We start from the raw sequence: 24,865 nt of genomic DNA, 5'->3' as shown, positions 1-24,865 counted from the left end.
TTGATGAAAATAACACATACTAACGCATAAAAAAATAGCAAATCCATATTTGTAAGAGAAGAGGATATAAGTGCTATAGCTGAAGTAATAAGTGTAGTTCCTTAAAGCTTTGCTTAGAAAATGAAATACACGCTGAGTTTACTATATTCTTTTAGAATCTTTAAATAAATACAACGCAACTTAGTTGCATTAATAAATTATTCTTAATTTTGCAATTCAAATGTATTAGCATTTTTAATGTTATTGTTTGGGGTTTGATATGATTGCAAAAACTTCTATTTAAAACTGAAAATTGATCATAGTGCAAATTAGAATTTACAAAGAGCGTTATTTCCGAATGTATAAAGTAATACTACTTTTAATGCTTGTTCTTTTTTTTTCATGTGCTGAAAAACAGCAAAGTGAACGCAATTCTTCTGTGAATTATGATCAAGTAGATGCTTTTTTTGGAGATGATGTTTCTCAGGTACTTTTTGACCATTTGTATGTAGTACTAGATAGTGTTTCATATGCGCAACTAACGCAAAATACATTTTTACATAAAAGCTACGTAGCTATTGATAAAGGCTTCCCTAATTTTGAAGCTATTGATAAAAAGACATCTTCCTGTTATTTAAGAGGTCATACTCATTACATTGAGGTTTTAGGACCTAACAACCAATATCAAGAACCAATTGGAAAGAGTGGTATTGGCTTTTCACTTAGTAATAAAGGAGAACATTTTCATGTGGGTGTAAAGCCTAAATTAAAAAAGAACGAGACTCCTTATTTAAGTGCCTCTGAAACTGTTAATATGCCAATAAATCAACAGGAAATTACTTGGTTTAAGGCATTTTATTCTCCTACTAAAAACACTAATTTACATACTTGGTATGCATTTTATAATCCTCTTTTTTTAAATAGTTTACATCAATTAAAACAGCAGCGATATTCGCGTAAAGCTTTTTTAAAAAAATCATACAAAAAGGAATGCCTTTTTAAAGATATCAAAAGTATTTCTATGAGTTGTACTGTAAATGATTACAATCGTATAGCACAAGAAATGCGGCATTTAGGATGTCAACTTTTAAAAGAAGAAAACAAAAAACTTACTATTCTCAGTGGTGATATATTGATCCGTATTCATCCTACAGATACGATTAAATTTAGTCATATTACACAGATAAAATGTAGACTAAATGCTCTAGATAATAGAATCATACAATTAGGAAACGTAACAATTACTAATGAGGGAAATGAATCCACCTGGAGTTTTAAAAATTTAAATAAAACTATTTATTAAAAAATTAATAACCATATAAACTATTACAAATGAAAACAGCACGCGTATTTATAATAATGCTATTTCTTATTGCAGGAATATCTTCTTGTAAAGAGGAAAAAAAAGATTCTACCCAAAAAACTCCTGAGAATACAGAGGTGAAAAAATCTGTTGAGACTAAAAAGGTAAAAATCACACTTGAAAAATTAGAAGGTTCTCCTGCATATACAGATGCTGTATTGGCAATGGAAGCTCCTACGAATACTAAAATAGAGAATGTTGGAGAAGTTGATTTTAACTTCACTGTTAATAACTACAATCTTGGAGAACAAACAGATGGTCCAAATGCTAAATTATTAGCCAATTCTGGAAAAGGGCAACATATTCATTTTATATTAAATAATCAGCCGTATTCTGCTCATTATACTCCGACATTTAAAAAAGAAATTCCAGAAGGTGTACATCATTTAGTTGCTTTTTTAAGTCGTTCATTCCATGAGTCAGTTAAAAATGAAAATTCTGTAGTTGTAAAAAAGTTAGAAGTTGGTAAAAATCCACAAGATACACACGGTTTAGATATGGATGCACCTACATTGATTTACAGCAGACCTAAAGGAACATATAAAGGAAAAGACACGGAAAACTTATTATTAGACTTCTTTGTTTTGAACACGACACTTTCTAAAACTGGTCATAAGGTAAAAGCTACTATTAATGGTGAAGAATTCATGATCACAGAATGGGCTCCACATATCATAAAAGGATTGCCAAAGGGAAAAGTGGTGATTCAATTAGAACTAGTAGATGAGAACGGAAAATTAATCCCAGGAGCTTTTAATAAAGTTACCAGAACTGTAACACTTACAGAATAATACAGAATAATACAGAATAAGATATCTTAAAAAGTATTTATAGCAAAGCCTGTAATTTCAAAAATTACAGGCTTTGATAATTTTGCAATTTAGGATATAAAAATATCTTAGTTTATATTTTCTATCTGTCGTAATTTATTCATTTTTTCAATTAAATCTCCAGTAATAGCGACAACACTAGATTTTGGAATGTTGTCTTTATCAAAAGGCCAAATGCTTGTTGGTGACTTAATATCTTTTGTTTGTTCTCCAGGATGTTGAACACTTAAAAATAGGGTTTTTCCATCTGGAGAAAACCAAGGTCCTGTCAATTCAGCATCTGTTGGTGCAGATATGACACGAATAACTTCACCTGCATTTTTACCATATCTAGGAATTACGAATAAGCTATTATTTTTGAATGATATATAAGGCTTATCTGCTCTGTTCATGGAGCTTCCTGATATGTCTGTCGTGATCCATAAATTTCCAGACATATCAAATGCTAAATTATCTGGACAAGAAAATCCAGTTTCTTTACCTCCAGCAATGTAAGTAGATGTTTTGAACGTTAATGCATCGTATTTCCCATCAGTTTCTTCCACTTTAAGAATAGAACCATGGAAGTCATTTTTATTTTTATTGTTGGTTAAAGACACTAAAACGTGTCCTGTTATAGGATCAATTTCTATATCTTCAGGACGATTTAACTCAGTCGCTCCAAGTATTTTTGCAGCTTCTCTTGCTCTTATTAAAACTTCTGTTTGATCTTTGAATTTTTCTTTCAGTAAAGGCTGATTTTTCCAATCAAGCGCAAGCCATTTGCCATTGATTGTATCAGCTACATATAACGTTCCTTCTTTTAAGGAACTAGGTTTAGAAGAAACGAATTTATACAAATGCTCATTGTTTTTATCATCTCCAGTATATGCTACTACTCGTTTATCTGCCAATTCATATAATGTACAACATTCATGTGCAAAACGTCCTAGCGCAATATGTTTTTGAGCAGAGCCATCTTTTGGATTTATTTCTACAACCCAACCATAGTGTTCTGGTGAATAATTGTAAAATTGCTCCCAACCATTTCGACTCGGTATTCTTGATGGTTTGTTATTTTCATCATATTTAATTTCTCCAAAACAATTGTCATAGTTTTCTTCACAAGTTAGAAATGTATTCCAAGGAGTAATTCCGCCAGAACAATTACTGAGTGTACCAATTGCCACATTTTGTCCTGCAATAGGTGAGTCCCAATTTAATTTAATAGGAGTATGAGCAGTAATACGTTTATTGTGCGGATCATTTTCAACGACTTTCCATTGCCCATTTTCTTCTCTTATTCTAACAATGGTGCCGCCAACATCGTACATTTCTTTATCTACTTGTTCCTTTGTTCTAATTTCTCCTGAGTTTCTATAATTATAACCTGAAACAAACAGCGGATTTACATATTCATGATTTACCCAAAGTAAACCATCTTTTGGATTTTTTTCGTCTAGCGGAATAAAACAAGTAAAGTCATTGTTATATCCAAAAGTATCTGTCAGGTTGATTTTATCTCCCCATTTTATGATCACTTTGTAATTTAACCCGTTGGCTAGTAATAAATCATCTTTATCTGAAGGATCAATCGCTTCTAACACAAAGTCTTTAAGCTTTTTTAATACTTCTTCTGAGGTATTTTTAAATTCAGGGGCAGGATTTGTAGTATTTCCACAGCTTATTAAAAACGGCGGTGTTACCAACACTCCAATACTAGCTTTTCCTAAAAAAGAAATGAATTTTCTACGACTATATTTCATTTTTTCAATTTAAACAATGACTTTTCAAACAAATTAGACTAGAGTAAATATTCTTAAAATAAGTATTATTTATATCATAAATCTTACCTCTAACTTTAATTGAATTGAGCGATAAATTACCTAATTCTAATTGTAGTTCTTTTATCTTATGGTTAAGAAAATAAGAAATAATTAAATCTTTATTATTAGTAGTGAGCCACATGATTTCTGAATCTTCTTTTTGCTTGATGATTTCGCTATAAAAATTTTCAAGACCTATAATTTCAGAGAAAGATTGCCTTTCCAATGCATCTAAAATTATTTTATTGTCATTGGAAAGTACAAAATAAATGTTTTTAATATCATGTTTCAGAATCAGTTCTTTTATACTCTTTAAAGTTGAATTATCAGCTGCAAATGAATTTCCAAGAGAAGTGTAAAAGTAGTTTTCGTTCTCGTAGGCATCATTGACAGCTGTTTCTAAACAATCTGTTGGACATAAAAGAAAAAGAGTCTTATTCATTAGGCTACTGGTTCAGGATGAGAAAATGGAAAAGATGAATGATGTACATCAATTTTTAATTCTCCATCCATTAATTTATAACCAAATGTATATTCTACTTTTGCTATATTCCCTTTTTCATCCGTAAAAAAGTAATTCCCCATAGCAATTGCACGATTTTCTTCTAAAATGATTCCTCCGTCATTTTTAAATTTAACCTTTATCCAAGGTGCTAAAGCAAAGCCTTTATCTTCATCATGGGCTCTGTCGTCTCCAGCTATAAAGTAAGATAAAGCATCTAGCTTGGTAGGTCTAAATTGTTCGTGCTCACATTTGGTAGGTTTAAATAAAACTGGACCAATTTCAAATGCATAACGACTATCTAGAAAGTCATTTGTATATGCTTCACATTCTTTTCTGCTATCTTTTAGCGAACCAATTTTTACTACGCCATTGCCCCACTTTTCTTGGGCACTTAATACTTGCTCTTTTGTAATCATTTTATTATAATTTAAAGTTCGTGTTTTATTTAAATTGGATAAGCTCTCTGAACGGGCCAATTATCTTCATATCCTTTTTCCCATTTTTGAGTTGACAATTCCTCATCAGTAGCCAGACATGAATCTAAACTCAATCGAATAAGCGGTTCATTCATACTTTGACCAATGAAAACAATTTCATTTTTTCGGTCGCCAAAAGTGATATCCCAATCACTTTCAATTTCTTCTTGATTATTAATGAAAGGACCATATTGAAAACGTTCTTCAAAAGGCATACTAGCCCACCATACGCCTGCATTATCTGCACGTAAAGAGCCTCCTGCTTGTCCCCAAACTAATGCTTGGCCAGGTCTCGATGCAATCCAGAATAACCCTTTACTTCTTATAATGGTATTAGGGAAGCTTTGTTCAACATATTTCCAAAATCGTACAGGATCAAAAGGTTTTTTACTTCGATATACAAATGAACTAATACCGTATTCTTCTGTTTCTGGAGTGTGTTCATCTTTATTGAGTTCTTCAATCCAACCAGCGCTTTGTTCTGCTTCTTCAAAGTTGAATAAACTAGTATGTAATATTTCTTTTGGATTGACTTTACTAAAAGCCGATTCAATAATTTTAGCAGATGGATTTAATCTCTGGATAGTCGCTCGTAAAACTCCTAGATGCTCTTTTTTTACCAAATCAGTTTTATTCAAAATAATGACATTAGCAAACTCTATTTGATCGGTTAGCAGATTCACTATGGTACGATAATCACCTTCTATATCCGTCAACTCCCTATCTATCAACTTTTCAGGGCTACCAAAATCCTTAAAAAAATTATAGGCATCTACAACAGTAACCATAGTATCTACATAACTAAAGCGAGATAAATCGATGTTATTTTCTTCATCAACAAAAGAGAAAGTTTGCGCCACAGGAATAGGTTCACTAATACCTGTGCTTTCAATAAGTAGATAGTCAAATCTATTTTCTTTTGCTAGCCGTTCTACTTCAAGCATTAAATCTTCACGTAGTGTACAACAAATACAACCATTACTCATTTCTACCAGTTTTTCTTCAGTACGAGATAATGTATTTTGACTTTTTACCAGTTCACTATCTACATTTACTTCACTCATGTCATTAACAATGACAGCTACTTTTAACCCTTCTTTATTATGTAAAATATGATTTAGAAGAGTAGTTTTTCCAGCTCCTAAAAAGCCACTTAATACGGTTACGGGAAGTTTTTTATCAATCATTTCTCTTTGTTTGATTTAATTAATGCAACTAAGTTGCAAAACTACAAAAGAAATTCACTATTGCAACTTAGTTTCAATAATTTTAGCTTATTTTAAACCTATATATAGAAAAATTAGAGATATAATCAAACCGCATCATTTTACGTGGCTTCTTGCTTGTTGTGGATTCGGAGCAGAATTATAGTTCCTTAAAACTCCATTTTTAGTATGAAAACTATGCCAAAATAAAAAAGCAAGCTAAAACTTTAGCTTGCTTTTTTATTTATTTGTGACCTTGTCAGAACTATTTTATAATCCTTTGGAACTTACTGCTGCAAAATAGGAAACCACTAGCTATCACTCTAGTTTTCCATTTCTCCAAAAAGCTCAAACGCGGTTGAATTTTTTATAAAAAAAAGAACCACGTCAATTTGACGTGGTTCTTGCTTGTTGTGACCTCGGCAGGATTCAAACCTGCAACCTCTTGAGCCGTAATCAAGTGCACTATTCAGTTATGCTACGAGGCCTATTGCTTATTGCGGGTGCAAATATATTTCTTTTTGTTACAAATACAAAGATTACAAAGAAAAATAAATAAGTTTTTTTGCTTTTTTTAGGATCTATTAAAACACGCTTTCTAATTTAAAGCATTTGTCGTTACAAAATAACGCCAACCAATAATTGCCAATTGCAATTTTGAAGCGTTTGCCAAATCGAGTCTTCGTTTTGAAAATGAAGGTAATAGCACTTTGTTGAGCTTCGCTAAGATTTTAAAAATTTGTTTTTTCATGATGAAATCATCTAAAATGTAAAGAAAGATACTAAAAAAATGATTGTTGTATAAAAGTAAAGGCAAGTCGATAAAAACTTGCCTTTACGGTATCTAATATTTTTTTGAACCTATTTCTTTTTAGTAGTAATTACAACGACTCCATTTTCTCCTTTTTTTCCGTATAATGCAGTTGCATTATCGCCTTTGAGAACTGAAATACCTTCAATTTTATTAGGATCTAACCCTCTAATCTGGTCTTCTTTAATAATTTTTCCATCCATAACAAATAGTGGCTTTTTACTTCCAGAATTTCTAATAACAATTTTACTGTCTTTCCCATTGTTTACTTCAACTTCTACATCCTCATTTTCTGAGTCAATATGACTTCCAACAACAACAAAATGCTTTCCATCCCCTTTTTTAATTTCAATCTCTTCTTCAATGATTTCATCTGGATTTATTTTTTTTCCATTCACAATTATTACCTCTTTTCCATCTACTTTTTTAATGTTAATTGTTTCTACATCATCTTTCTGAATCCATGTTTTTGTAGTTCCACCTTTTTTATTTGTGTGCTTAGATTTTATAACGTATTTGTTTTTTCCGTCTTTACCATCATGATCTTCATCTGAATGAAATTCATATGCTGTGCTTGTCACATAATGTTTTGCCTTAGAAGAAGTCACGATAAGTGTACCATCCTTTTTTCCCAACTTAACAGTTGGAATTGGCTTGTCATTCTGAGATTCAAAAGTAGCGCTCGCTTTTGCACCTGCTTTATCCTTTAATTCAAGTTTTATAGCTACAATTTCATCTCTACTATTAAATTTTTTAATATCATAATTCAAAGTAATATCAAAGCTTTTGAACATTTTTTGAATAGCCTTTAACTCTTTTACAGTTGTATTTTTGTTAATAGTTACCATTACATCTCCATACATTTCTTTAACAATTGTATTTTCTAATGATGGAGTAGAAGTTGTTGTAGTGCTAACTTCTTTTGCAATTACTTCTGTATTAAACAGCATCACAAAAGCAACTAATAATGGTAAAATAAGTACTTGTTTCCACTTGTGTAAACGTGTAGATTGATTTTTTTGTAACATAACGATTCGTTTTTTGATTAATGAATTATAAAAATTGTTGGTCAATGCAGGGCAATATGCATTTCCAGAGACCTTTAATAATGTAAGTTGATATTCCTTTTTAGATGGTGTTTGTTTAATAGCTGCGCTATCAGCTAAAAACTCTAAATTTTGTGAAATGTATTTTTGATGCACCCATGCAAGCGGATTGAACCACATGAAGATACAGTATAGTTTAGAAATGAAAACATCTATAGAATGTAATTGACGGCTATGCGCTTTTTCATGTATTAAAATAGCTTCTAATTCTGATGCCGAATACAATTCTGGATTGTATACGATGTAGTTGAAGAATGAAAAAGGAGTAAAAGAAGTTGCTGTTTCAATATAAATAAATTGCCCATCTCGTTTTGTAACGGTTGATGTCCATAACAGTTTACACAGAGAAGCCAATTCTATTAAAAATTTTGAGAGAAAAAATAAAACTCCAGCGACATATGTATACATTAAAATATCTGTCCAGGAAAAGATAGGAGCAATCACTTCATTTCCAGTTTCTGTATATACAAACATGTTTGAACCTAATGTTTCTTCAACAAAAGGAATTTCTACATATTTTGTAATCACCAAGAATGGTAAAACCAAAGAAATAATCATTCCTGCTAACAGGAAAAAACGATTTCCATGAAAAAATGTATCCTTTCGTAACCACACATAATATAAACTCAAAAAGAGCAGGAGTACGCCTGAGCTCTTAACAAAATATAAGGTTAATTCGTCCATTACTTTTCTTTTTCAATGAGGTTAATAATCTCTTTCAAATCGTCTACGCTAATCTTTTCTTCTTTTGCAAAAAAGGAAACAACATTCTTATATGAATCATTAAAATAATTCTGAATTGCAGATGCCATGAACTTTTCACGATATGCTTCTTTGGTTACAACAGGGTAGTACTGATGTGTATTTCCATAAGCATTGTGTGAAACATAACCTTTCTCTTCTAAATTTCTAACAATGGTAGATAATGTATTGTAGTGAGGTTTTTTTGTAGTAATTTCTGCCATAATATCTTTTACAAAAGCTTTTTCCAGCTGCCAGATAATATGCATTACTTCTTCTTCCTTGTTTGTTAATTTTTGCATGATTCAATATAAATTAAATAGACTGTGAATTAATTTCAATACAAATATAAACTAAAAAAACAGTTATGAAACTATAAAAATAGTTAGTTAACGAAAATTATAGTTTATTTAACATCTAAAAGGAAATAGTATCTTCGCAAAAAAAATACATTCATGGAAAATATTGGATATGTAATTTTAGGATTAATACTACTTGTGGCAGGAGGAGAATTTCTAGTGCGTGCTTCAGTAGGTTTGTCTTTTAAATTGAACATTTCTAAAATGGTGATTGGACTAACGGTTGTTTCATTTGCAACGTCTGCACCAGAATTATTAGTAAGTATCAATGCTGCATTAAACGATTCGCCAGCAATTGCAATTAACAATGTTATAGGTTCTAATATAGCTAATATAGGTTTGGTGTTAGGAATTACAGCCATTATTGGCCCCATTGCGGTTAATAATACGTTTTATAATTTTACATGGCCAGTTTTAATGGTATTTTCCATATTAATTTATTATTTTTTATGGAATGACAATGTCTTAACCTTAATAGAAGGAATCATTCTATTTGTTGGCTTAATAATTTTTTTGGTTGTTTTAATTCGCTCAGCGAGAAAAAACAAAGAAGAAATAGATGTTGAAGAAGTAGATGATGCAGTAGCAACCGTATCATATGGTAAGATATTTATTTGGTTGGCTATAGGTGGAGCAGCGTTATATTTTGGTTCAGAATTTTTAGTAACAGGTGCAAAAGCTGTTGCTCAAAACCTAGGAGTAAGTGAAGGTGTAATTTCTATCACCATGATTGCCATAGGAACAAGTGTACCCGAATTAGCAGCCTCTGTAATTGCAGCGATTAAGAAAGAAAAAGCAATTTCGTTAGGAAATTTAATAGGTTCCAATATATTCAATATTGCTTCTGTATTAGGAATTACAGCAATGATTACAGAAATTCCAGTAGTAGAGGCACAAATACTTTCCAGAGACATCTTTTGGATGTTAGGTTTTGCGTTTGTATTATTTCCGTTAGCATTTATACCAAAGAAATTCGGAATTGAACGGTATGAAGGCGTTTTATTATTCTTAAGCTATATTTTGTTTATATACCTTGTCTTTTAATAAAAAATATATAGTAATCAATTCAATATAAAACACAAGAGTGATTTTTGCTTTTTTTGAAGCATATCTGAAGATCTTAAAAACGCTTTAGATACGAACAATATGGTTATTAAATATAGCTGAGTTTTTAACAGAAAGACAGGTCTCATAATAGTAAAATAACAGATATTAAATATAATTAATGTGCGAATTCAATTTAAATATTTTTAACCTTATTATAATAGCATCTGTATTTATAGGAACTACATTTGGGTTATTACTAATTTTTGCTAGACGGATAAATAGAAAAGCTAATGTGCTACTTGGTTTGCTTACTTTCATTATTGTTTTATGGAATATCTGGATATTGAGTTTAGATTTTCAAATAACCGATTATATTCCACATTTTTATTTAATACCATTAAATTACTCTTTAGCTCTTGGACCATTATTGTATTTATATGTAAAAAAAATAACCAACTTTAGTTATCGTCTTTCCAAAAAAGATGCTCTTCATTTTTTACCTTTAATAATAGAACTCGCATTACATTTCATGATAAGTCGTGAGGCATTTACAAATAAAACTATTGGTATCGAGTCGAATATGTATCTTCAGTGGATGCCTATAGTACAGTTTATTGCCATAGTATCTATTGTAACCTATTGTGTATATGCGCTAAAAGAAATTAGAACTTATCATACATGGTTAAACAAAAATTATAGCAACAATGACGCCTACAGTTTAAGATGGCTATATAGATTAATCATCATATTTGCTATGCTTTGGTTATTATGGACACCATATACTATTATTGATTATGTACTATTTGATTTTCAATTAGGCATAGCTGATTATTACCCAATATATGTATTACTTTCAATTATTACTATCTGGATTAGTGCTGAAGCTTTTTTAAGACCAGAAATAATTTTATTGGAAACCAATAAAAAAAATAGTGTCGAAAAAGAAAAGCCATCAGAAGAAATCTTAAAAAAAGCCTCTTGGCTAAAAGAACAAATGGTAATCAATCGTTTTTATCTTAACTCAGAATTGACATTAAAATCGTTGGCAGAAAACCTTGATATGCATCCTAATATTTTATCAAAAGTAATTAATGAAGGTTTAAACAAAAATTTCTCAGATTTTATAAATGAATATCGTGTAAATGCTATTATCGAAAAAATGCATAGTAACAATCATGATCACATCACCTTATTAGGTTTGTCTTTTGAATGTGGTTTTAATTCAAAAACAACATTTAATAGAGTCTTTAAAAACATCAAAGGTGTTACTCCTCTTCACTATAAAAAGTCAATAAAAAATGACGTCAAAACCTCTTAAATAAGTCCCAATATATAACATGGAGCTTTTGGAAGCCCTTATAATTTTATGTTTGCCGAATAATTCAATTATCAATCAAATATAAAATTTAATATGAAATTAATTTATCTATTACTTATTGCTTGCTTCTTAATAGCTTGCAATACCAGTAAAAAATCAACATCAGATACATCTCAAATACCAGAAACTGAAAACCTATATTTTTCTAAAGTTGACTTCAAAAAAAATAAAGTTACGCCAGATGATTACGTCACTAGTTTTACACTAAACAAAGATGCGTTTTTAAATATTCACTTTACCTTAGATAAACCTCTTGTAGAAAGTCTTAAATTATTAGAGCCTAGTTTTACGGAAGAAGAATTGCTAAGTAAAGGAAATTTTCAATTTTCAATTTTGGTTGATGGCGAAAAAATTCACATAGAAAATTTAAATAATGGAGCTGGAACTAAAGATTCTAAAATAACTAGGCTTAATCATACTATACCTTTAGCATATCCTGAACAAATTGATTTTTGGGGCTGGTTTATGTGGCTTAAGTTTATGAAATTAAACGGAGGGGAAGATTTGTTAACAGAAGGCAATCATTCTTTAACTATAGAAATAAGAGCTTATATAAAAGAAAAAACATTAAAAGTAGGCTCTATTTTAGCCAAAGGAAATATAGCAATAGAGGTAGCAAAGATTCCTGTAGATGAAAGTTTAGTGCCTGTTCAAAAAATCCAGACAGGAAGTGATTGGCAATTATCTAATGATAGTTTTGATGTTCACAAAATAGAAGCACTAAATAGGAAAATTGCTGAAAAAAGATTTGAAAACATTAATGGTATCATCGTTGTAAAAGAAAATAAACTTTTAATTGAAGAATACTTTAATGGTGAAGATAGAAATAGCTTACACGATTCAAGATCAGTTGGAAAATCATTTGCTTCTACAATGCTAGGAATTGCCATTGAAGAAAATCATATAGCTAATGAAAAAGTTCTTTTAAGCGATTTTTACAATCTAAAATCATTTGAGAATTATAGTAGAAAGAAAGATTCTGTAACATTAGAATCCCTTCTAACCATGAGTTCAGGATTTGTTGGAGATGATAGCGATTATAGTAATCCAGGAAATGAAGAAAACATGTATCCGACAGGTAATTGGGTCAAGTTTTCACTGGATTTACCAATGCATAAAACTAAAAGAATAGGAGAAGATTTTACTTATTTTACCCCAGGAGTAGTGATATTGGGAGACATCATTCATAAATCTGTTCCCGATGGGTTCGTTTCTTATGCAGATGAAAAATTATTTGCGCCACTTAATATTACCAATTATAAATGGCAATATACTCCTCAAAAAGTTGCTAATACTGCTGGAGGAATACAACTAAGAGCCATTGATTTTGCTAAGTACGGACAAGTATACAAAAACAAAGGAAGATGGAATGGTAAACAAATTATAACAGAAAAATGGGTAGAAAAAAGTTTATCAAAACAAGTATCTCAAGTTTATGCAGGTATAAAAGATGGTTACTACGGTTACCTTTTCTGGAATAAAACGTATACTGTAAATGGCAAAGATTACCAAGTTTCTTTCTGTAGTGGTAGAGGAGGAAATAAAATTTTCATATTTAAAGATATTCCTTTTGTTGTTGTTATTACTTCTTCAGCATATAATAATCCAAGAGCTCATCCTAATGTAGATAAAATTATGGAGGAATATATATTACCAGCAATCATCAAAAAAGAATAAAGTCGGTTTTCAAAAAAACGCGAAGTTTCTTTGAAAAAAAATTACAAGACAAAAAAAAGTGCTTACATGTTGTAAGCACTTTTTATATCTAAAAAAATCAAAGCTAATTAACTAATATTAGCTGATTTTACAGTTTTAATAATTCTTCCTGCAATTTTGTATGGATCACCGTTTGAAGCTGGTCTTCTATCTTCTAACCAACCTTTCCAACCTTTCTCAACTGTAATAATAGGAATACGAATAGAAGCTCCTCTATCAGAAACTCCATAACTAAAGTCATTAATAGATGCAGTCTCATGATCACCAGTTAAACGTTGATCATTAAACTCTCCATACACCGCAATATGTTCTGCCGTAACTGGTCTAAATGCTTCACAAATTTTCTCGTATGTTTCTTTAGAACCACAAGTTCTTAATACAGTATTAGAGAAGTTAGCATGCATTCCTGAACCATTCCAGTCTCCTTTTACAGGTTTCGGGTGATATTCAATATAGTAACCATACTTTTCCGTTAAACGATCTAATAAATAACGTGCAATCCAAATTTCGTCTCCTGCTTTCTTAGCACCTTTTGCAAACAATTGAAACTCCCATTGTCCAGAAGCAACCTCTTGGTTAATTCCTTCAAAATTCAATCCTGCATCAATACATAAATCTGCATGTTCTTCAACGAAATCTCTACCATGTGTATTTTTTCCACCAACTGAGCAATAATACATTCCTTGAGGACCTGGATATCCACCAATAGGGAAACCAAGTGGTAATTGAGTTTCTTTATCCATAATAAAGTACTCTTGTTCAAAACCAAACCAGAAATCATTATCTTCATCTTCAATTGCAGCTCTTCCGTTAGATTCGTGTGGCGTACCATCAGCGTTTAAAACTTCAGTCATTACTAAGTAACCGTTTCTTCTTATAGGATCAGGATAAATAGCAACAGGTTTTAACAAACAATCAGAAGCTCCACCAGAAGCTTGTTGAGTAGATGAACCATCAAAGGACCAATTATCAAGTTCCTCTACAGTTCCTTGAAAATTTTCATGTTCTTCAACTTTGGTCTTACTTCTTAAGTTTTGAGTTGGTTTATAACCGTCTAGCCAAATGTATTCAAGTTTAATTTTACTCATAATAATAGTAATTCACATTAATAAATTCGTTGGCAAATATAATTTATTTTTGAGATTACCTGTAAAAAAATAAGGTTAAGTTTGTGTAAATTATTAAATATTTATCAACAACCCCTATTTTTTAGGGGTAATGTTGTTTATCGATGAAAAATAAGTCTAAAATTGATATATTTGTAAAAAATAACAAATTCACTATGCTTAGATTTCATGCACTCAAAGAAACATTAAACAGAAAACCTGTTGAAATTCAAGAAAATGGTCGTCGTTCAGAAATTTTTGGACAAAATGTATTTAATGAACATGCAATGTTACAACATCTAACAAAAGATGCGTATAAGAGTGTCATGAATGCTATTGAATTTGGAACAAAGATCGATCGGAAAATAGCAGATCATATTTCTACAGGAATGAAAGAATGGGCGCTAAGTAAAGGCGCTACACATTATACACATTGGTTTCAGCCACTTACAGGAGCAACTGCTGAAAAACATGATGCATTTTTTGAAACTATAGGTAGTGGTCGTGCCATGGAAAAATTTGATGGAGGACAATTAGTACAGCAAGAGCCTGATGCGTCAAGTTTTCCAAATGGAGGAATTCGTAATACATTTGAAGCACGAGGTTATACAGCTTGGGATCCAACATCTCCAGCATTTGTATATGGAACAACTTTATGTATTCCAACCATCTTTGTGGCATACACAGGAGAAGCATTAGATAATAAAGCACCATTATTAAGAGCATTGCAATCAGTGGATCAAGCAGCAACGGCAGTTTGTAAATATTTTGATAAAAACGTATCGAAAGTAAATGCGTCTTTAGGATGGGAACAAGAATATTTCTTAATTGATTCTGCTTTGGCTGCAGCTAGACCAGATATCACACTTACCGGAAGAACCTTATTAGGACATTCATCAGCAAAAGGACAACAACTAGATGATCATTATTTCGGTTCCATACCAACGCGTGTAATGAGTTTTATGCGCGATTTGGAAAACGAATGTATGTTGCTAGGAATTCCTGTAAAAACACGCCATAATGAAGTTGCGCCAAATCAATTTGAGTTGGCGCCAATATTTGAAGAAGCAAACTTAGCAGTTGATCACAATTCTCTATTAATGGATGTGATGGAAAAAGTAGCACAGCGCCATCAATTTAAAGTATTATTTCACGAAAAACCATTTGCAGGAATCAACGGTTCAGGAAAACACAACAATTGGTCATTGGCAACCAATACAGGCGTTAATTTATTAAGTCCTGGGAAAACACCGATGAAAAACTTACAGTTTTTAACATTCTTTGTAAATACCATCAAAGCAGTTCATGATAATGAAGAATTGATCCGAGCAGCCATTGCAAGTGCAAGTAACGATCATCGTTTAGGAGCAAATGAAGCACCGCCAGCAATTATTTCTGTATTTATAGGTTCACAATTATCAGCAGTTTTAGATGAATTAGAAAATGTAACTAAAGGAAAACTATCTCCACAGGAAAAAACAGATTTAAAACTGAATATTGTTGGGAAGATTCCTGAAATCTTATTAGACAATACAGATAGAAACCGTACATCTCCTTTTGCTTTTACAGGAAACAAATTTGAGTTGCGAGCAGTCGGTTCATGGTCTAACTGTGCAGGGCCAATGACAGTTTTAAATACCATCATTGCAAAACAATTAAAAGATTTTAAAATTGAAGTTGACGCCTTAATAGCAAAGAAAGATTTAAAGAAAGATGAAGCTGTTTTCAATATCTTAAGAGAATATATTAAAGATTCTAAAAAGATTCGTTTTGAAGGAAATGGATATGGAGACGCTTGGGAAAAGGAAGCTGCCAAAAGAGGATTGAGTAATAATAAAACGACTCCAGAAGCATTAAAAGCACAAATCTCACAAAAAACAATCTCATTATACGAAGAAATGAATGTAATGAGCAAAGTTGAAGTAGAAGCACGTCATGAGATTGAATTGGAAGAATACATTTTACGTATTCAAATTGAAGGTCGAGTATTAGGTGATATTGCTAGAAATCATGTGATTCCAATCGCAATTCGTTACCAAAATACATTGATTGAAAATGTAAGTGGATTAAAAGATATTTTTGGAAAAGATTTCAAAAAATTAGCAACAGAACAAATTGATTTAATCGAACGTATTTCTGAACATATTGCAGGGATCAATTCAAAAGTTAATGCAATGACGCAAGAACGTAAAAAAGCAAATCAATTAGAAGGACAAAAAGCTGCAGAAGCATATTGTACTAAAGTAAAACCATATTTTGACGAAATTCGCTACCACTGTGACAAGTTAGAATTGTTAGTTGATGACAATATTTGGCCATTGGTAAAATACAGAGAATTATTATTTACTAGATAACTGCAACACAACTGAAAAAATCCTGCTCGCGAGTGGGATTTTTTATTATTCGTAACACTTATGACTATTCAAATTAAAAGAACAAATTCATCAGATCAAAACTTTATAAACTTGGTTAAAGAATTAGATGATTTTCTAACGATCCGAAATGGTGAAAGCGATGATTTTTTTAGTCAGTTTAATGGATTAGAAGATCTAAATCATGCGATTGTAATTTATGTTGGAGCAACTCCAATTGGTTGTGGTGCTATCAAACAATACAATTCGACAACAGTTGAAATCAAAAGAATGTATATAAGTAAGCAATACCAAGGAAAAAGTTTAGGAATTCATATTTTAACCGCATTAGAAATCTGGGCAAAAGAACTTGGAAATACACGTTGTATTCTGGAAACAGGAACGATGTTGCCAGAAGCTATTCGCTTTTATGAAAAGAATAATTATATACGTATTCCTAATTACGATCAATATATTGACGTAGCAGAAAGTGTGTGCTTTGAAAAGCAATTGTAAAAATTAATACCCTTGCTTTTTTCGATGCTTTTGATAGGCCTCTGAGAGTTTTTGTGCCCTAGCTCTTAAATCTACTTGAACAGCTTGAGGTAACATTTTAAGATCAATCAAGCTGATGTCCATTTTAAATAAAGTGTCATAAGCCAATTTCGGATTCATAATGTAGACACTATGAAAATAATCGGTTGTTTTCTTGATCAATGCTTCTCCGGATAGACTTTTTCGTTCTTCAACATACAAACTTGTAAGATATCTTGAAACACATTCAGAATCATTTTTACAAGCTAATATTTTGTTCTTTTGTGCTTCCGAAAAGCTAGTCTTTGCAGTTGTGTTTGTTGTTGAGTTTGAACTTAAAGAAACGCTGTTACTTGTTCCTTTTCCTGCCAATTGTCCATGTACCCAATTCCCAGCTTTGTAATTATCTTTTGAATAATATTGAACGCCTTGTCCATGTGGTTTTCCGTTTTGGTAATATCCCATATAATAATCAAACTCAGACCTAGAATATGATCCTAATCCGTGGTAATTATTATTATAGAATTCTCCGATATAAGTGCCACCTTCTTTAAAAAACAAATAGCCAAAACCTTCTCTTTTACCATTTCTAAATGTTCCCATGTAGGTAGAATTGCTGTATTCGTAAATTCCAATACCATTGCTGCAATTACCAACCACGCAGGTTTTTGAGTTGTTATATTGAAGTTCTGTTTTAGAAATTACTTTACCATTTTTATAATTCAATACGTATGTTTTCTTCGTTTTATAATCGTTGTAAAAACCAATATCTTTAGATTTATCATAAAAAATCATCAAATTATCACCATTAAATTCATACACAAATCCTTCACGGTTTTGATATGAACCTTTGTAGACAGAAAGAAAACTACCTTTGGTGTTATCATCTGATGTATGTGCCGGTCCATACGGTTTTCCATCTTTAAAAAAACCATCTGCTCTTTTTCCGTCTTTAAACTTTTTTTCTCCATAGCCATTTTCACAATCTCCTTTTACACATTCTCCAGTATAATACTCAGCATATTCATCTAAACTTTTAGCTAGTTTTTTTGCATTTTTAGTCATATTTCCAGAAGAACCATTTTTATAATTACTATGTAATGTAACAGGATATGGAGTATATATATTTACGTTTTTATAGTTTTCTAAAACCACTTTCTCAGGTTCGCCTTCGCCTTGAAAAATAGCATCTATATTATTTGGCGCAAATTCATATACGGCAACTTTTTTAATATAACTTCCATCCTTTCTAAACACGTGTACACCACCTTTTTGAGTTTTATACCAAAAACCATTTTTAAGGTCTATTGATACTTCTTTTACGGGAAAATATTTTCCAACTTTCTTGTCTTCAAAACCTTCAAGAATATATAATTGTTTAGATGGTTTGTGAAAAACCAATAAACTTCGTCCCATAAAAACAGAAGTAGTATTTTTAGCTTCTTGTTGATTGTTAATTTTAAATAAATAACTAGAATTTGCTGTTTTTCTGAAAGTTACATTTGGTACCACCAAACTATCATACAATTCAGATCGCAGCTTCACTATATAAGTTTTTGTCATGGTGTCATCAGGGTTTATACTACCTGTAACATCACCATTACTATACTTTATTTGTCGGATATAGTATGAAAACTGCGAACCATATAATTTTTTATTATTGGTTGCTAAAGGATATGCAATAATCCAATTTCCGTATTTGTCATACACATATTTGAAAGTTTGTGTATATGTTTTGTTTACTTCTTTTGCTATTAAGTTTTTATCATTCAATGTATATGTAGCTTGATATGCACCTCTATCTTGCGCAATCATGAAACCATTTGTATTGTATTTGAAGTTGTAAACGTAATTTTTGTTAGCACTTTTATTAAATGTTTTTTCTGTGTGAATTAACTTGTTTTTAAGTTCAAGATCTTTCGTTCCATTCTCAAAATTGTATGAAATAGTAGTTCCTTTATAAATAAAATTACGCGTTTTATCATACTTTTTTCCATCTGTAAAAGTTCCAGTTTCCCGTACTTGTTTTATTTTATTGCTTGAATAACTATAGAAAGTTTCGTTAGTATAAGTACTTGAAGTAGAAGTGCTAGTTCTTTTTGAAAGATTTCCGTTTGCATCATATGTATAACTAAATACAAACCCTTGTGGTTTCATAAAGGTTCCATAATTATAAGTAGTTTTAGTTTGAAGCAACTTTTTATCTTTAAACGTGTGAATATTTAAGCTATAATCATCTTTCATGTATTGAAACTTGTGTCCTATAAAAGAAAAACCAATGTCTTTATACGTAGCTTTTGAAACTGTGATAGGAACAATGTTTCCATTTCCAATATGTAAATTAAAATCTAGGACTAAATCCGTATTGGGAAGCTCTAAAATTTCTTTCTGTGTTCGTACTTCTTGTGAAAAAGAAAAGCTAGTTAAAAGACCAAAAAAAACAATAAAAAGGCGTTTCATGAGAATTACTTTTAAATTACTCAACAAATGTGCTGAATAATCAAAAGTGAAAACATTCGGCAGATGCCGTATTTTTTAATTATCATAAAGAAAACTAGGTTGTTATATGTGAATAAAAAAGCGATCCGAAGATCGCCTTCAAAAAAATTATAGAAGTATTCTACATTTTAATTCTGAACATCTCCAGCCAAAATCAATGCAAACACCAAAAGGAGCACATTGTAATCTTCCTCCATTGATAGCTTGTTGTTCTTGTTTGTTAAGTGTCTTTGCGTTTTTTAAATTCTTAAGATTTTTTAACATGATATAAAGTTTTGGTTAAGTATAAAATGTATAAAAATTAATTCTAAATGCTTTACGGGAAAGCCATAGTAAAATAATAGTATAAAAAAACAAACTGAAGTTGACAAACTCTTTTATAGAGTACTTTCTTCATGCGGAGCTGAAGCACCATTTCTGATTGGCGGTTTTGGTTTAGGGCATCTTGCAGGGTCATTTGAAGTGTAAAGATCTCCGGTAGTCGGACAATACATATCTGGGCATGAATTACAGGTATTACCTATAATTGTAGTATTCCCTTCAGCGCCTCCTAGTAATGAATTGAAATTCAATTTTGAAATTAATTTTTTGCTCAGATGTAGCGAATTAAGATTCTTTTTTTTCATGGTTAAATGGTTTAAAAATTAAGAATACTAAAGGAAAGTATAAACAGCATGAAAAAGAAAAATAGTAATTGATGATTTATAAATGGTAAACAAAAAATTACTTTTCTGATTAAATTCAAGATGTAAATACCAAAATGAAGAATAATTAAGAACGATTGTTTGATAAAAACAATAAAAAAAACGTTCACTGAAAATAAAATTTAAACAATAAAAGTATATTTGCAGCACAACAACACAACTATGAGTCAAGAAGTATCAAAACGTTATGCAATGCGCGGCGTTTCTGCATCAAAAGAAGATGTACACAATGCTATCAAAAACATTGATAAAGGACTATTCCCGAAAGCTTTCTGTAAAATTGTACCTGATTATTTAACAAATGATGAAGAATACTGTTTGATCATGCATGCTGATGGTGCTGGAACAAAATCGTCGTTAGCATATATGTATTGGAAAGAAACAGGCGATCTTTCAGTTTGGAAAGGAATTGCGCAAGACGCATTAATTATGAATATTGATGACTTGTTATGTGTTGGTGCTACTGATAATATCATGTTATCTTCTACGATAGGAAGAAACAAAAATGCAATTCCAGGTGAAGTAATTTCGGCAATTATCAACGGAAGTGAAGAACTGATACAAGAATTGAAAGAATTTGGCGTAACCATTCATTCTACAGGTGGTGAAACAGCAGATGTTGGAGATTTAGTACGTACCATTATTGTAGATTCTACGGTAACGGCACGCATGAAGCGAAAAGATGTTATTGATAATGCAAACATCAAAGTAGGTGATGTCATTGTTGGATTGGAATCTTTTGGACAAGCTAGTTACGAAAAATCATACAATGGAGGAATGGGAAGTAACGGATTAACATCTGCACGTCATGATGTATTCCATAAATATCTTGCCGAAAAGTATCCTGAAAGTTTTGACAATGCTGTACCAAGTGATTTGGTGTATTCAGGAAATACAAAATTGACAGATGCAGTTGAAAACTCACCAATTGACGCTGGACAACTAGTATTATCGCCAACACGAACATATGCGCCAATTATTAAAAGTATTTTAGATAAATACACTTCTGAAAATATTCACGGAATGGTTCATTGTAGTGGTGGCGCACAAACTAAAATATTACACTTCGTGGAAAACTTACATATTATCAAAGACAATATGTTTGAAATCCCACCATTATTCAAACTCATTCAAGAACAATCAAATACGGATTGGAAAGAAATGTATCAAGTATTCAATTGTGGACATCGTATGGAAATCTATGTTGCTCCAGAAGTTGCCGAAGATATCATTGCTATTTCAAAATCATACAATGTAGACGCGAAAATTGTTGGTAGAGTAGAAGCTTCCGAAAGTAAAAAGCTGACGATTACAAGTACGTATGGGACTTTTGAGTATTCTTAATTATATGATGTAGAATCTAACAATCAAAGATGTCTAAGCAAGTCTGAATTCGCATATTCCGAAAAAGCATTCAACAACAATTTCAATTTCGGATTGATAAACTGTTCGCAAAACGGTTTTTTAGGATTAGAATAATAATAATTGGTAATTTCCTCACGCGAAGCTTTAAAAGCAATAAATGGCAACACTTGGGTGATAATAGCATTATTGAAACCTACTTGTAACTCAGACAAAAGTTTTAAAACTTCTTCCTGTTGCGGCTGATTGTAAAAATAAACAGCCGAACGATACTTCTTCCGCATGCTATGCTGCACGGTAGACTTGTGCGTGTGCAGGTGAATTTCTACAAGAATCTTCAACGGAATAATCTCTGAGTCAAATTGTACAATTACGGCTTCCGAAAACGTGTTGTTCACTTCCGTAGATTGTACCCAACCTTGTTTCACATCTTGTACACCAATCAATGATTGAAACACTGCTTCTGTACACCAATGACAACCGCCTCCTAATGCAATTTCTTGAATCATATACAAAAATAAGCAAACTAAAGTCAGTAGCTTCAACACTATAAGATTTACATTAAAAAAAGATTAATTAGGTTAATATTAATTTTTTACGAATATTTTGTTTTGTGTAGAAAACCGACAATACGTCGGAAATGTAATAGTATTATACGGTATTGTTACAGACATACATGGAAGTTACAGTTACTTTTGTTACTGTAGTATTTTAAGCTTAAGTTATGACTCAAACTAAAGTAAAATCTACAAGTAAATTATTTAGTGTTTTTATAGAGTTAAAGCGTCCTAATTATTAAAGAATGAAAACTATAATCACAGTAATTCTATTTCTTTTGTATTTTTTATCTAGTACTGCACAGGTAAAGGTTAGTATAATAGATGCAATTAAAACACAGATAAAAGAAGTAGATACAGATACTGTAAAAGTGCCATTGATGTTAAAATTGGCAGATTATACGAGTACATTTGATGTTGATGAAGCACGTCAGATTGCTTTGAGTGCTCAAAGGATCATTGATACTTATACTGATGAAAGTGTACATTATCAAAAACAAAAAGCAAAACTTTTTCAAACACTTGCTATATGTGATGAGTTGCAAGATAATATTGTAGCATCTTTAGTGAATTTGCAAAAATCTATTGAAATTTCTAGTAAAATTAATGACTCTTTAAGTTTAGGGAAATCGTATCGAATTAGGGGTTCATTATCTATAAAAAACAGAGATACGATCACTGGAAGAAAATATTTAAAAAAGTCGATTGATATTCGTAAAAAAATAAATGATTCAGTAGGAATTTCAAAATCGTATATTTATTTAGGAGTATCATTTTTTTACGATGCTAAAGATAGAGATTCGATGCCATATTATACGAAATTGGCAAAAACGTATGACAATTCTTTGGAAACTAAGATAAATGCTGATGCGAACTTAGCAGCGTTTTTTTTGTATGATAGAGATTTTAAAAAAGCTAAAATAACCTACGAAGGGTTGATTACGCCTCATAAAAAACTTAAAAAGTATATAGGGTTAAGTAGTTGCTATCAAAGTCTTGGTAGTGTTTATGCTTTTTTGAATCAAAAGGAGAAATCATTACAAGCACTAGATAGCGCTATTGTATATTCGAAAGTTTTAGGAAATAAAGATTTTTTGGTATCTCAATATGCATCACGGCGTAATATTAATTTTCATTTCAAAGATTATAGAGCCGCATTTAAAGACTTTGAATTCTATAAAATTTACTATGACTCTGTTAATGACTTAGCAGAAGCAAAACGCTTCATAGAGTTAGAACTGAACTACAAGTTTGACAAAGAAAAAGAACTTGCAGCGGTTGAACTTAAAAGTGAAAAATCTAAAAAAACACTCTATTTTATATTGTTATTTGTTACTGCATTGGCAGCTTGTGTTTTAATTTATTTAATTAGAAAAAACAACAAGCAATGTTTACAAATAACCAAAAATGAATTACAATTAAAGGAAGTTGAAAAGCTAAAAACAGATTTAGCGTTAGCAAATAGAGAAAAAGAACTCAAAAAAGTAGTCATAGAAAACTCCATCACGGAAGAAGTATTGAACAAAACCTTAGATGATATCAAACAAATCATCACATTTGAAAATGAACAAGAACGACAAGTTGCACTAAAATCATTATCCGCTTCATTGTTATCTGAAACAAGTGCTAAAAGTTCTACATCAAGTTTACAAAACTATTTAGAAGAGGTAAGTATTGACTTTAAAATACTATTAGATAAAAAATATGCCGAACTAAAACCAAAAGAAAAAGAATTATTGTGCATGATGAAATTAGGATTGAGTTCAACAGAAATAAGTAAGTTACTCAATACAACATTAGCTTCAATAAAATCGTCAAGATATCGCATTCGTAAAAAATTAAACTTAACATCGAACGATAATATTATTGCTTTTATAGAAAGCAAAAACACTACATATTCTAATTCCTAAAAAACACGATTAAAACGCCTTTTTAATCATAGTAAAATATAAGTTTTTACATCTCTTTTATGTGACTTTTTTGAAATTTAAAATTTTGAAAATCAGTCAATTGTAGTGTTGATACCTTTTTGATACCCCGTAAAATTTGCATCTACTAAAGCATCCGCATTTCTTTGTTTTTAGATTGTGAGATTAGAATTGAAATGATGTAAATAAGCAATTTCTAATTGAAACTTTTCTATCGTAAAATACCAGAACAATTACCGCAAAACTAAAAATAGAAATATGATACATGAATACTATAATAACTCATTAGAGATAAAGCCTAAATAATATGAAAATAGCTTAAAAATTTAAACTGTTTTTTTTCTTTTTGGAATTCATTTTTCCCTTTCAGGGAGTTTAATAGGTGTAAATGCATGATATAAAAGAAATTAGTAAATGTAATTAGTGAGCTTTTTAAACTTTAATAAAATTCAATTAATAGAACAATAACACTTAGCTATTTACCAGATGGCTTAATCAAAATA

General features: G+C 31.0%; 21 protein-coding genes and 1 tRNA gene. 9 read left to right on the top strand and 13 right to left on the bottom strand.

What is annotated here, in order from left to right; all coding sequences use genetic code 11:
• Positions 1-337 precede the first annotated feature (337 nt).
• Both Q0828_RS21275 and Q0828_RS21270 read left to right on the top strand, forming a co-directional pair.
• Complete coding sequence (locus Q0828_RS21275) at positions 338-1,282, top strand: DUF5829 family protein (RefSeq protein ID WP_298426276.1); 945 nt, start codon at positions 338-340, stop codon at positions 1,280-1,282.
• 29 nt (positions 1,283-1,311) lie between these two features.
• Positions 1,312-2,133, top strand: coding sequence for a hypothetical protein (locus tag Q0828_RS21270; protein ID WP_298426273.1), 822 nt, complete (start codon positions 1,312-1,314; stop codon positions 2,131-2,133).
• Positions 2,134-2,240: 107 nt separating this feature from the next.
• Here the strand turns inward: Q0828_RS21270 and Q0828_RS21265 are convergent, their stop codons facing one another.
• The 8 genes from Q0828_RS21265 to Q0828_RS21230 all read right to left on the bottom strand — a co-directional run bounded on the left by Q0828_RS21265 (position 2,241) and on the right by Q0828_RS21230 (position 9,123).
• The gene (locus Q0828_RS21265) at positions 2,241-3,917 is read right to left on the bottom strand and encodes an alkaline phosphatase PhoX (RefSeq protein ID WP_298426270.1); all 1,677 of its coding nucleotides are present in this window, start codon (positions 3,915-3,917) and stop codon (positions 2,241-2,243) included.
• 4 nt (positions 3,918-3,921) lie between these two features.
• Entirely contained in the window at positions 3,922-4,419 is a 498-nt protein-coding gene (locus tag Q0828_RS21260) for a hypothetical protein (protein WP_298426267.1), read from the bottom strand.
• On the bottom strand, positions 4,419-4,898 hold the full coding sequence (locus Q0828_RS21255; protein WP_298426264.1) for a hypothetical protein: 480 nt from the start codon (positions 4,896-4,898) through the stop codon (positions 4,419-4,421). Before Q0828_RS21255 ends, Q0828_RS21260 begins: the two co-directional genes overlap by 1 nt.
• Before the next feature lie 29 nt (positions 4,899-4,927).
• Complete coding sequence (locus Q0828_RS21250; protein ID WP_298426261.1) at positions 4,928-6,145, bottom strand: GTP-binding protein; 1,218 nt, start codon at positions 6,143-6,145, stop codon at positions 4,928-4,930.
• A 432-nt stretch (positions 6,146-6,577) separates the two neighbouring features.
• Positions 6,578-6,651, bottom strand: a tRNA-Arg gene (locus Q0828_RS21245).
• Between the two features lie 110 nt (positions 6,652-6,761).
• Positions 6,762-6,914 carry an SsrA-binding protein gene (locus tag Q0828_RS21240; RefSeq protein ID WP_298426257.1) on the bottom strand — a complete coding sequence of 51 codons (153 nt, stop codon included), beginning with the start codon at positions 6,912-6,914 and terminating at the stop codon, positions 6,762-6,764.
• Positions 6,915-7,024: 110 nt separating this feature from the next.
• Positions 7,025-8,764, bottom strand: a complete 1,740-nt coding sequence (locus Q0828_RS21235) for a M56 family metallopeptidase (RefSeq protein WP_298426254.1) — start codon at positions 8,762-8,764, stop codon at positions 7,025-7,027.
• Complete coding sequence (locus Q0828_RS21230; protein WP_298426251.1) at positions 8,764-9,123, bottom strand: BlaI/MecI/CopY family transcriptional regulator; 360 nt, start codon at positions 9,121-9,123, stop codon at positions 8,764-8,766. The genes Q0828_RS21235 and Q0828_RS21230 overlap by 1 nt, the downstream gene beginning before the upstream one ends.
• Before the next feature lie 153 nt (positions 9,124-9,276).
• On the opposite strand from Q0828_RS21230, the gene Q0828_RS21225 reads away from it, so the two are divergent.
• From Q0828_RS21225 to Q0828_RS21215, 3 genes are all read left to right on the top strand, one after another.
• Positions 9,277-10,224 carry a calcium/sodium antiporter gene (locus Q0828_RS21225; RefSeq protein ID WP_298426249.1) on the top strand — a complete coding sequence of 316 codons (948 nt, stop codon included), beginning with the start codon at positions 9,277-9,279 and terminating at the stop codon, positions 10,222-10,224.
• A gap of 181 nt (positions 10,225-10,405) precedes the next feature.
• The gene (locus Q0828_RS21220; protein ID WP_298426246.1) at positions 10,406-11,545 is read left to right on the top strand and encodes an AraC family transcriptional regulator; all 1,140 of its coding nucleotides are present in this window, start codon (positions 10,406-10,408) and stop codon (positions 11,543-11,545) included.
• 93 nt (positions 11,546-11,638) lie between these two features.
• Entirely contained in the window at positions 11,639-13,282 is a 1,644-nt protein-coding gene (locus tag Q0828_RS21215) for a serine hydrolase (RefSeq protein WP_298426243.1), read from the top strand.
• Positions 13,283-13,389: 107 nt separating this feature from the next.
• Here Q0828_RS21215 and Q0828_RS21210 read toward each other — a convergent pair whose 3' ends face one another.
• A complete protein-coding gene (locus Q0828_RS21210; protein WP_298426240.1) occupies positions 13,390-14,409 on the bottom strand; it encodes a glutamine synthetase beta-grasp domain-containing protein in 1,020 nt (339 codons plus the stop codon).
• A 194-nt stretch (positions 14,410-14,603) separates the two neighbouring features.
• On the opposite strand from Q0828_RS21210, the gene Q0828_RS21205 reads away from it, so the two are divergent.
• Both Q0828_RS21205 and Q0828_RS21200 read left to right on the top strand, forming a co-directional pair.
• A complete protein-coding gene (locus tag Q0828_RS21205) occupies positions 14,604-16,781 on the top strand; it encodes a glutamine synthetase III (protein WP_298426237.1) in 2,178 nt (725 codons plus the stop codon).
• A gap of 60 nt (positions 16,782-16,841) precedes the next feature.
• On the top strand, positions 16,842-17,294 hold the full coding sequence (locus tag Q0828_RS21200; protein ID WP_298426234.1) for a GNAT family N-acetyltransferase: 453 nt from the start codon (positions 16,842-16,844) through the stop codon (positions 17,292-17,294).
• A 3-nt stretch (positions 17,295-17,297) separates the two neighbouring features.
• On the opposite strand, the gene Q0828_RS21195 is transcribed toward Q0828_RS21200, so the two are convergent.
• From Q0828_RS21195 to Q0828_RS21185, 3 genes are all read right to left on the bottom strand, one after another.
• The gene (locus tag Q0828_RS21195) at positions 17,298-19,772 is read right to left on the bottom strand and encodes a hypothetical protein (RefSeq protein ID WP_298426231.1); all 2,475 of its coding nucleotides are present in this window, start codon (positions 19,770-19,772) and stop codon (positions 17,298-17,300) included.
• 147 nt (positions 19,773-19,919) lie between these two features.
• Positions 19,920-20,075 carry a hypothetical protein gene (locus Q0828_RS21190; RefSeq protein ID WP_298426228.1) on the bottom strand — a complete coding sequence of 52 codons (156 nt, stop codon included), beginning with the start codon at positions 20,073-20,075 and terminating at the stop codon, positions 19,920-19,922.
• Between the two features lie 113 nt (positions 20,076-20,188).
• The gene (locus Q0828_RS21185) at positions 20,189-20,437 is read right to left on the bottom strand and encodes a hypothetical protein (protein ID WP_298426225.1); all 249 of its coding nucleotides are present in this window, start codon (positions 20,435-20,437) and stop codon (positions 20,189-20,191) included.
• A gap of 240 nt (positions 20,438-20,677) precedes the next feature.
• Here Q0828_RS21185 and Q0828_RS21180 point away from each other — a divergent pair, with 240 nt between their 5' ends.
• Entirely contained in the window at positions 20,678-21,859 is a 1,182-nt protein-coding gene (locus tag Q0828_RS21180) for an AIR synthase related protein (protein WP_298426223.1), read from the top strand.
• Positions 21,860-21,882: 23 nt separating this feature from the next.
• On the opposite strand, the gene Q0828_RS21175 is transcribed toward Q0828_RS21180, so the two are convergent.
• Complete coding sequence (locus Q0828_RS21175) at positions 21,883-22,386, bottom strand: peptide-methionine (S)-S-oxide reductase (protein ID WP_298426219.1); 504 nt, start codon at positions 22,384-22,386, stop codon at positions 21,883-21,885.
• 293 nt (positions 22,387-22,679) lie between these two features.
• Here Q0828_RS21175 and Q0828_RS21170 point away from each other — a divergent pair, with 293 nt between their 5' ends.
• The gene (locus Q0828_RS21170) at positions 22,680-24,344 is read left to right on the top strand and encodes a LuxR C-terminal-related transcriptional regulator (protein WP_298426216.1); all 1,665 of its coding nucleotides are present in this window, start codon (positions 22,680-22,682) and stop codon (positions 24,342-24,344) included.
• The last annotated feature ends 521 nt before the right edge of the window (positions 24,345-24,865 follow it).

It is taken from the genome of uncultured Kordia sp. (assembly GCF_947496985.1).
Lineage (GTDB): Bacteria > Bacteroidota > Bacteroidia > Flavobacteriales > Flavobacteriaceae > Kordia.
Note: the sequence above shows the minus strand (reverse complement) of the source record. Positions and strands in the feature narration are given on the sequence as shown.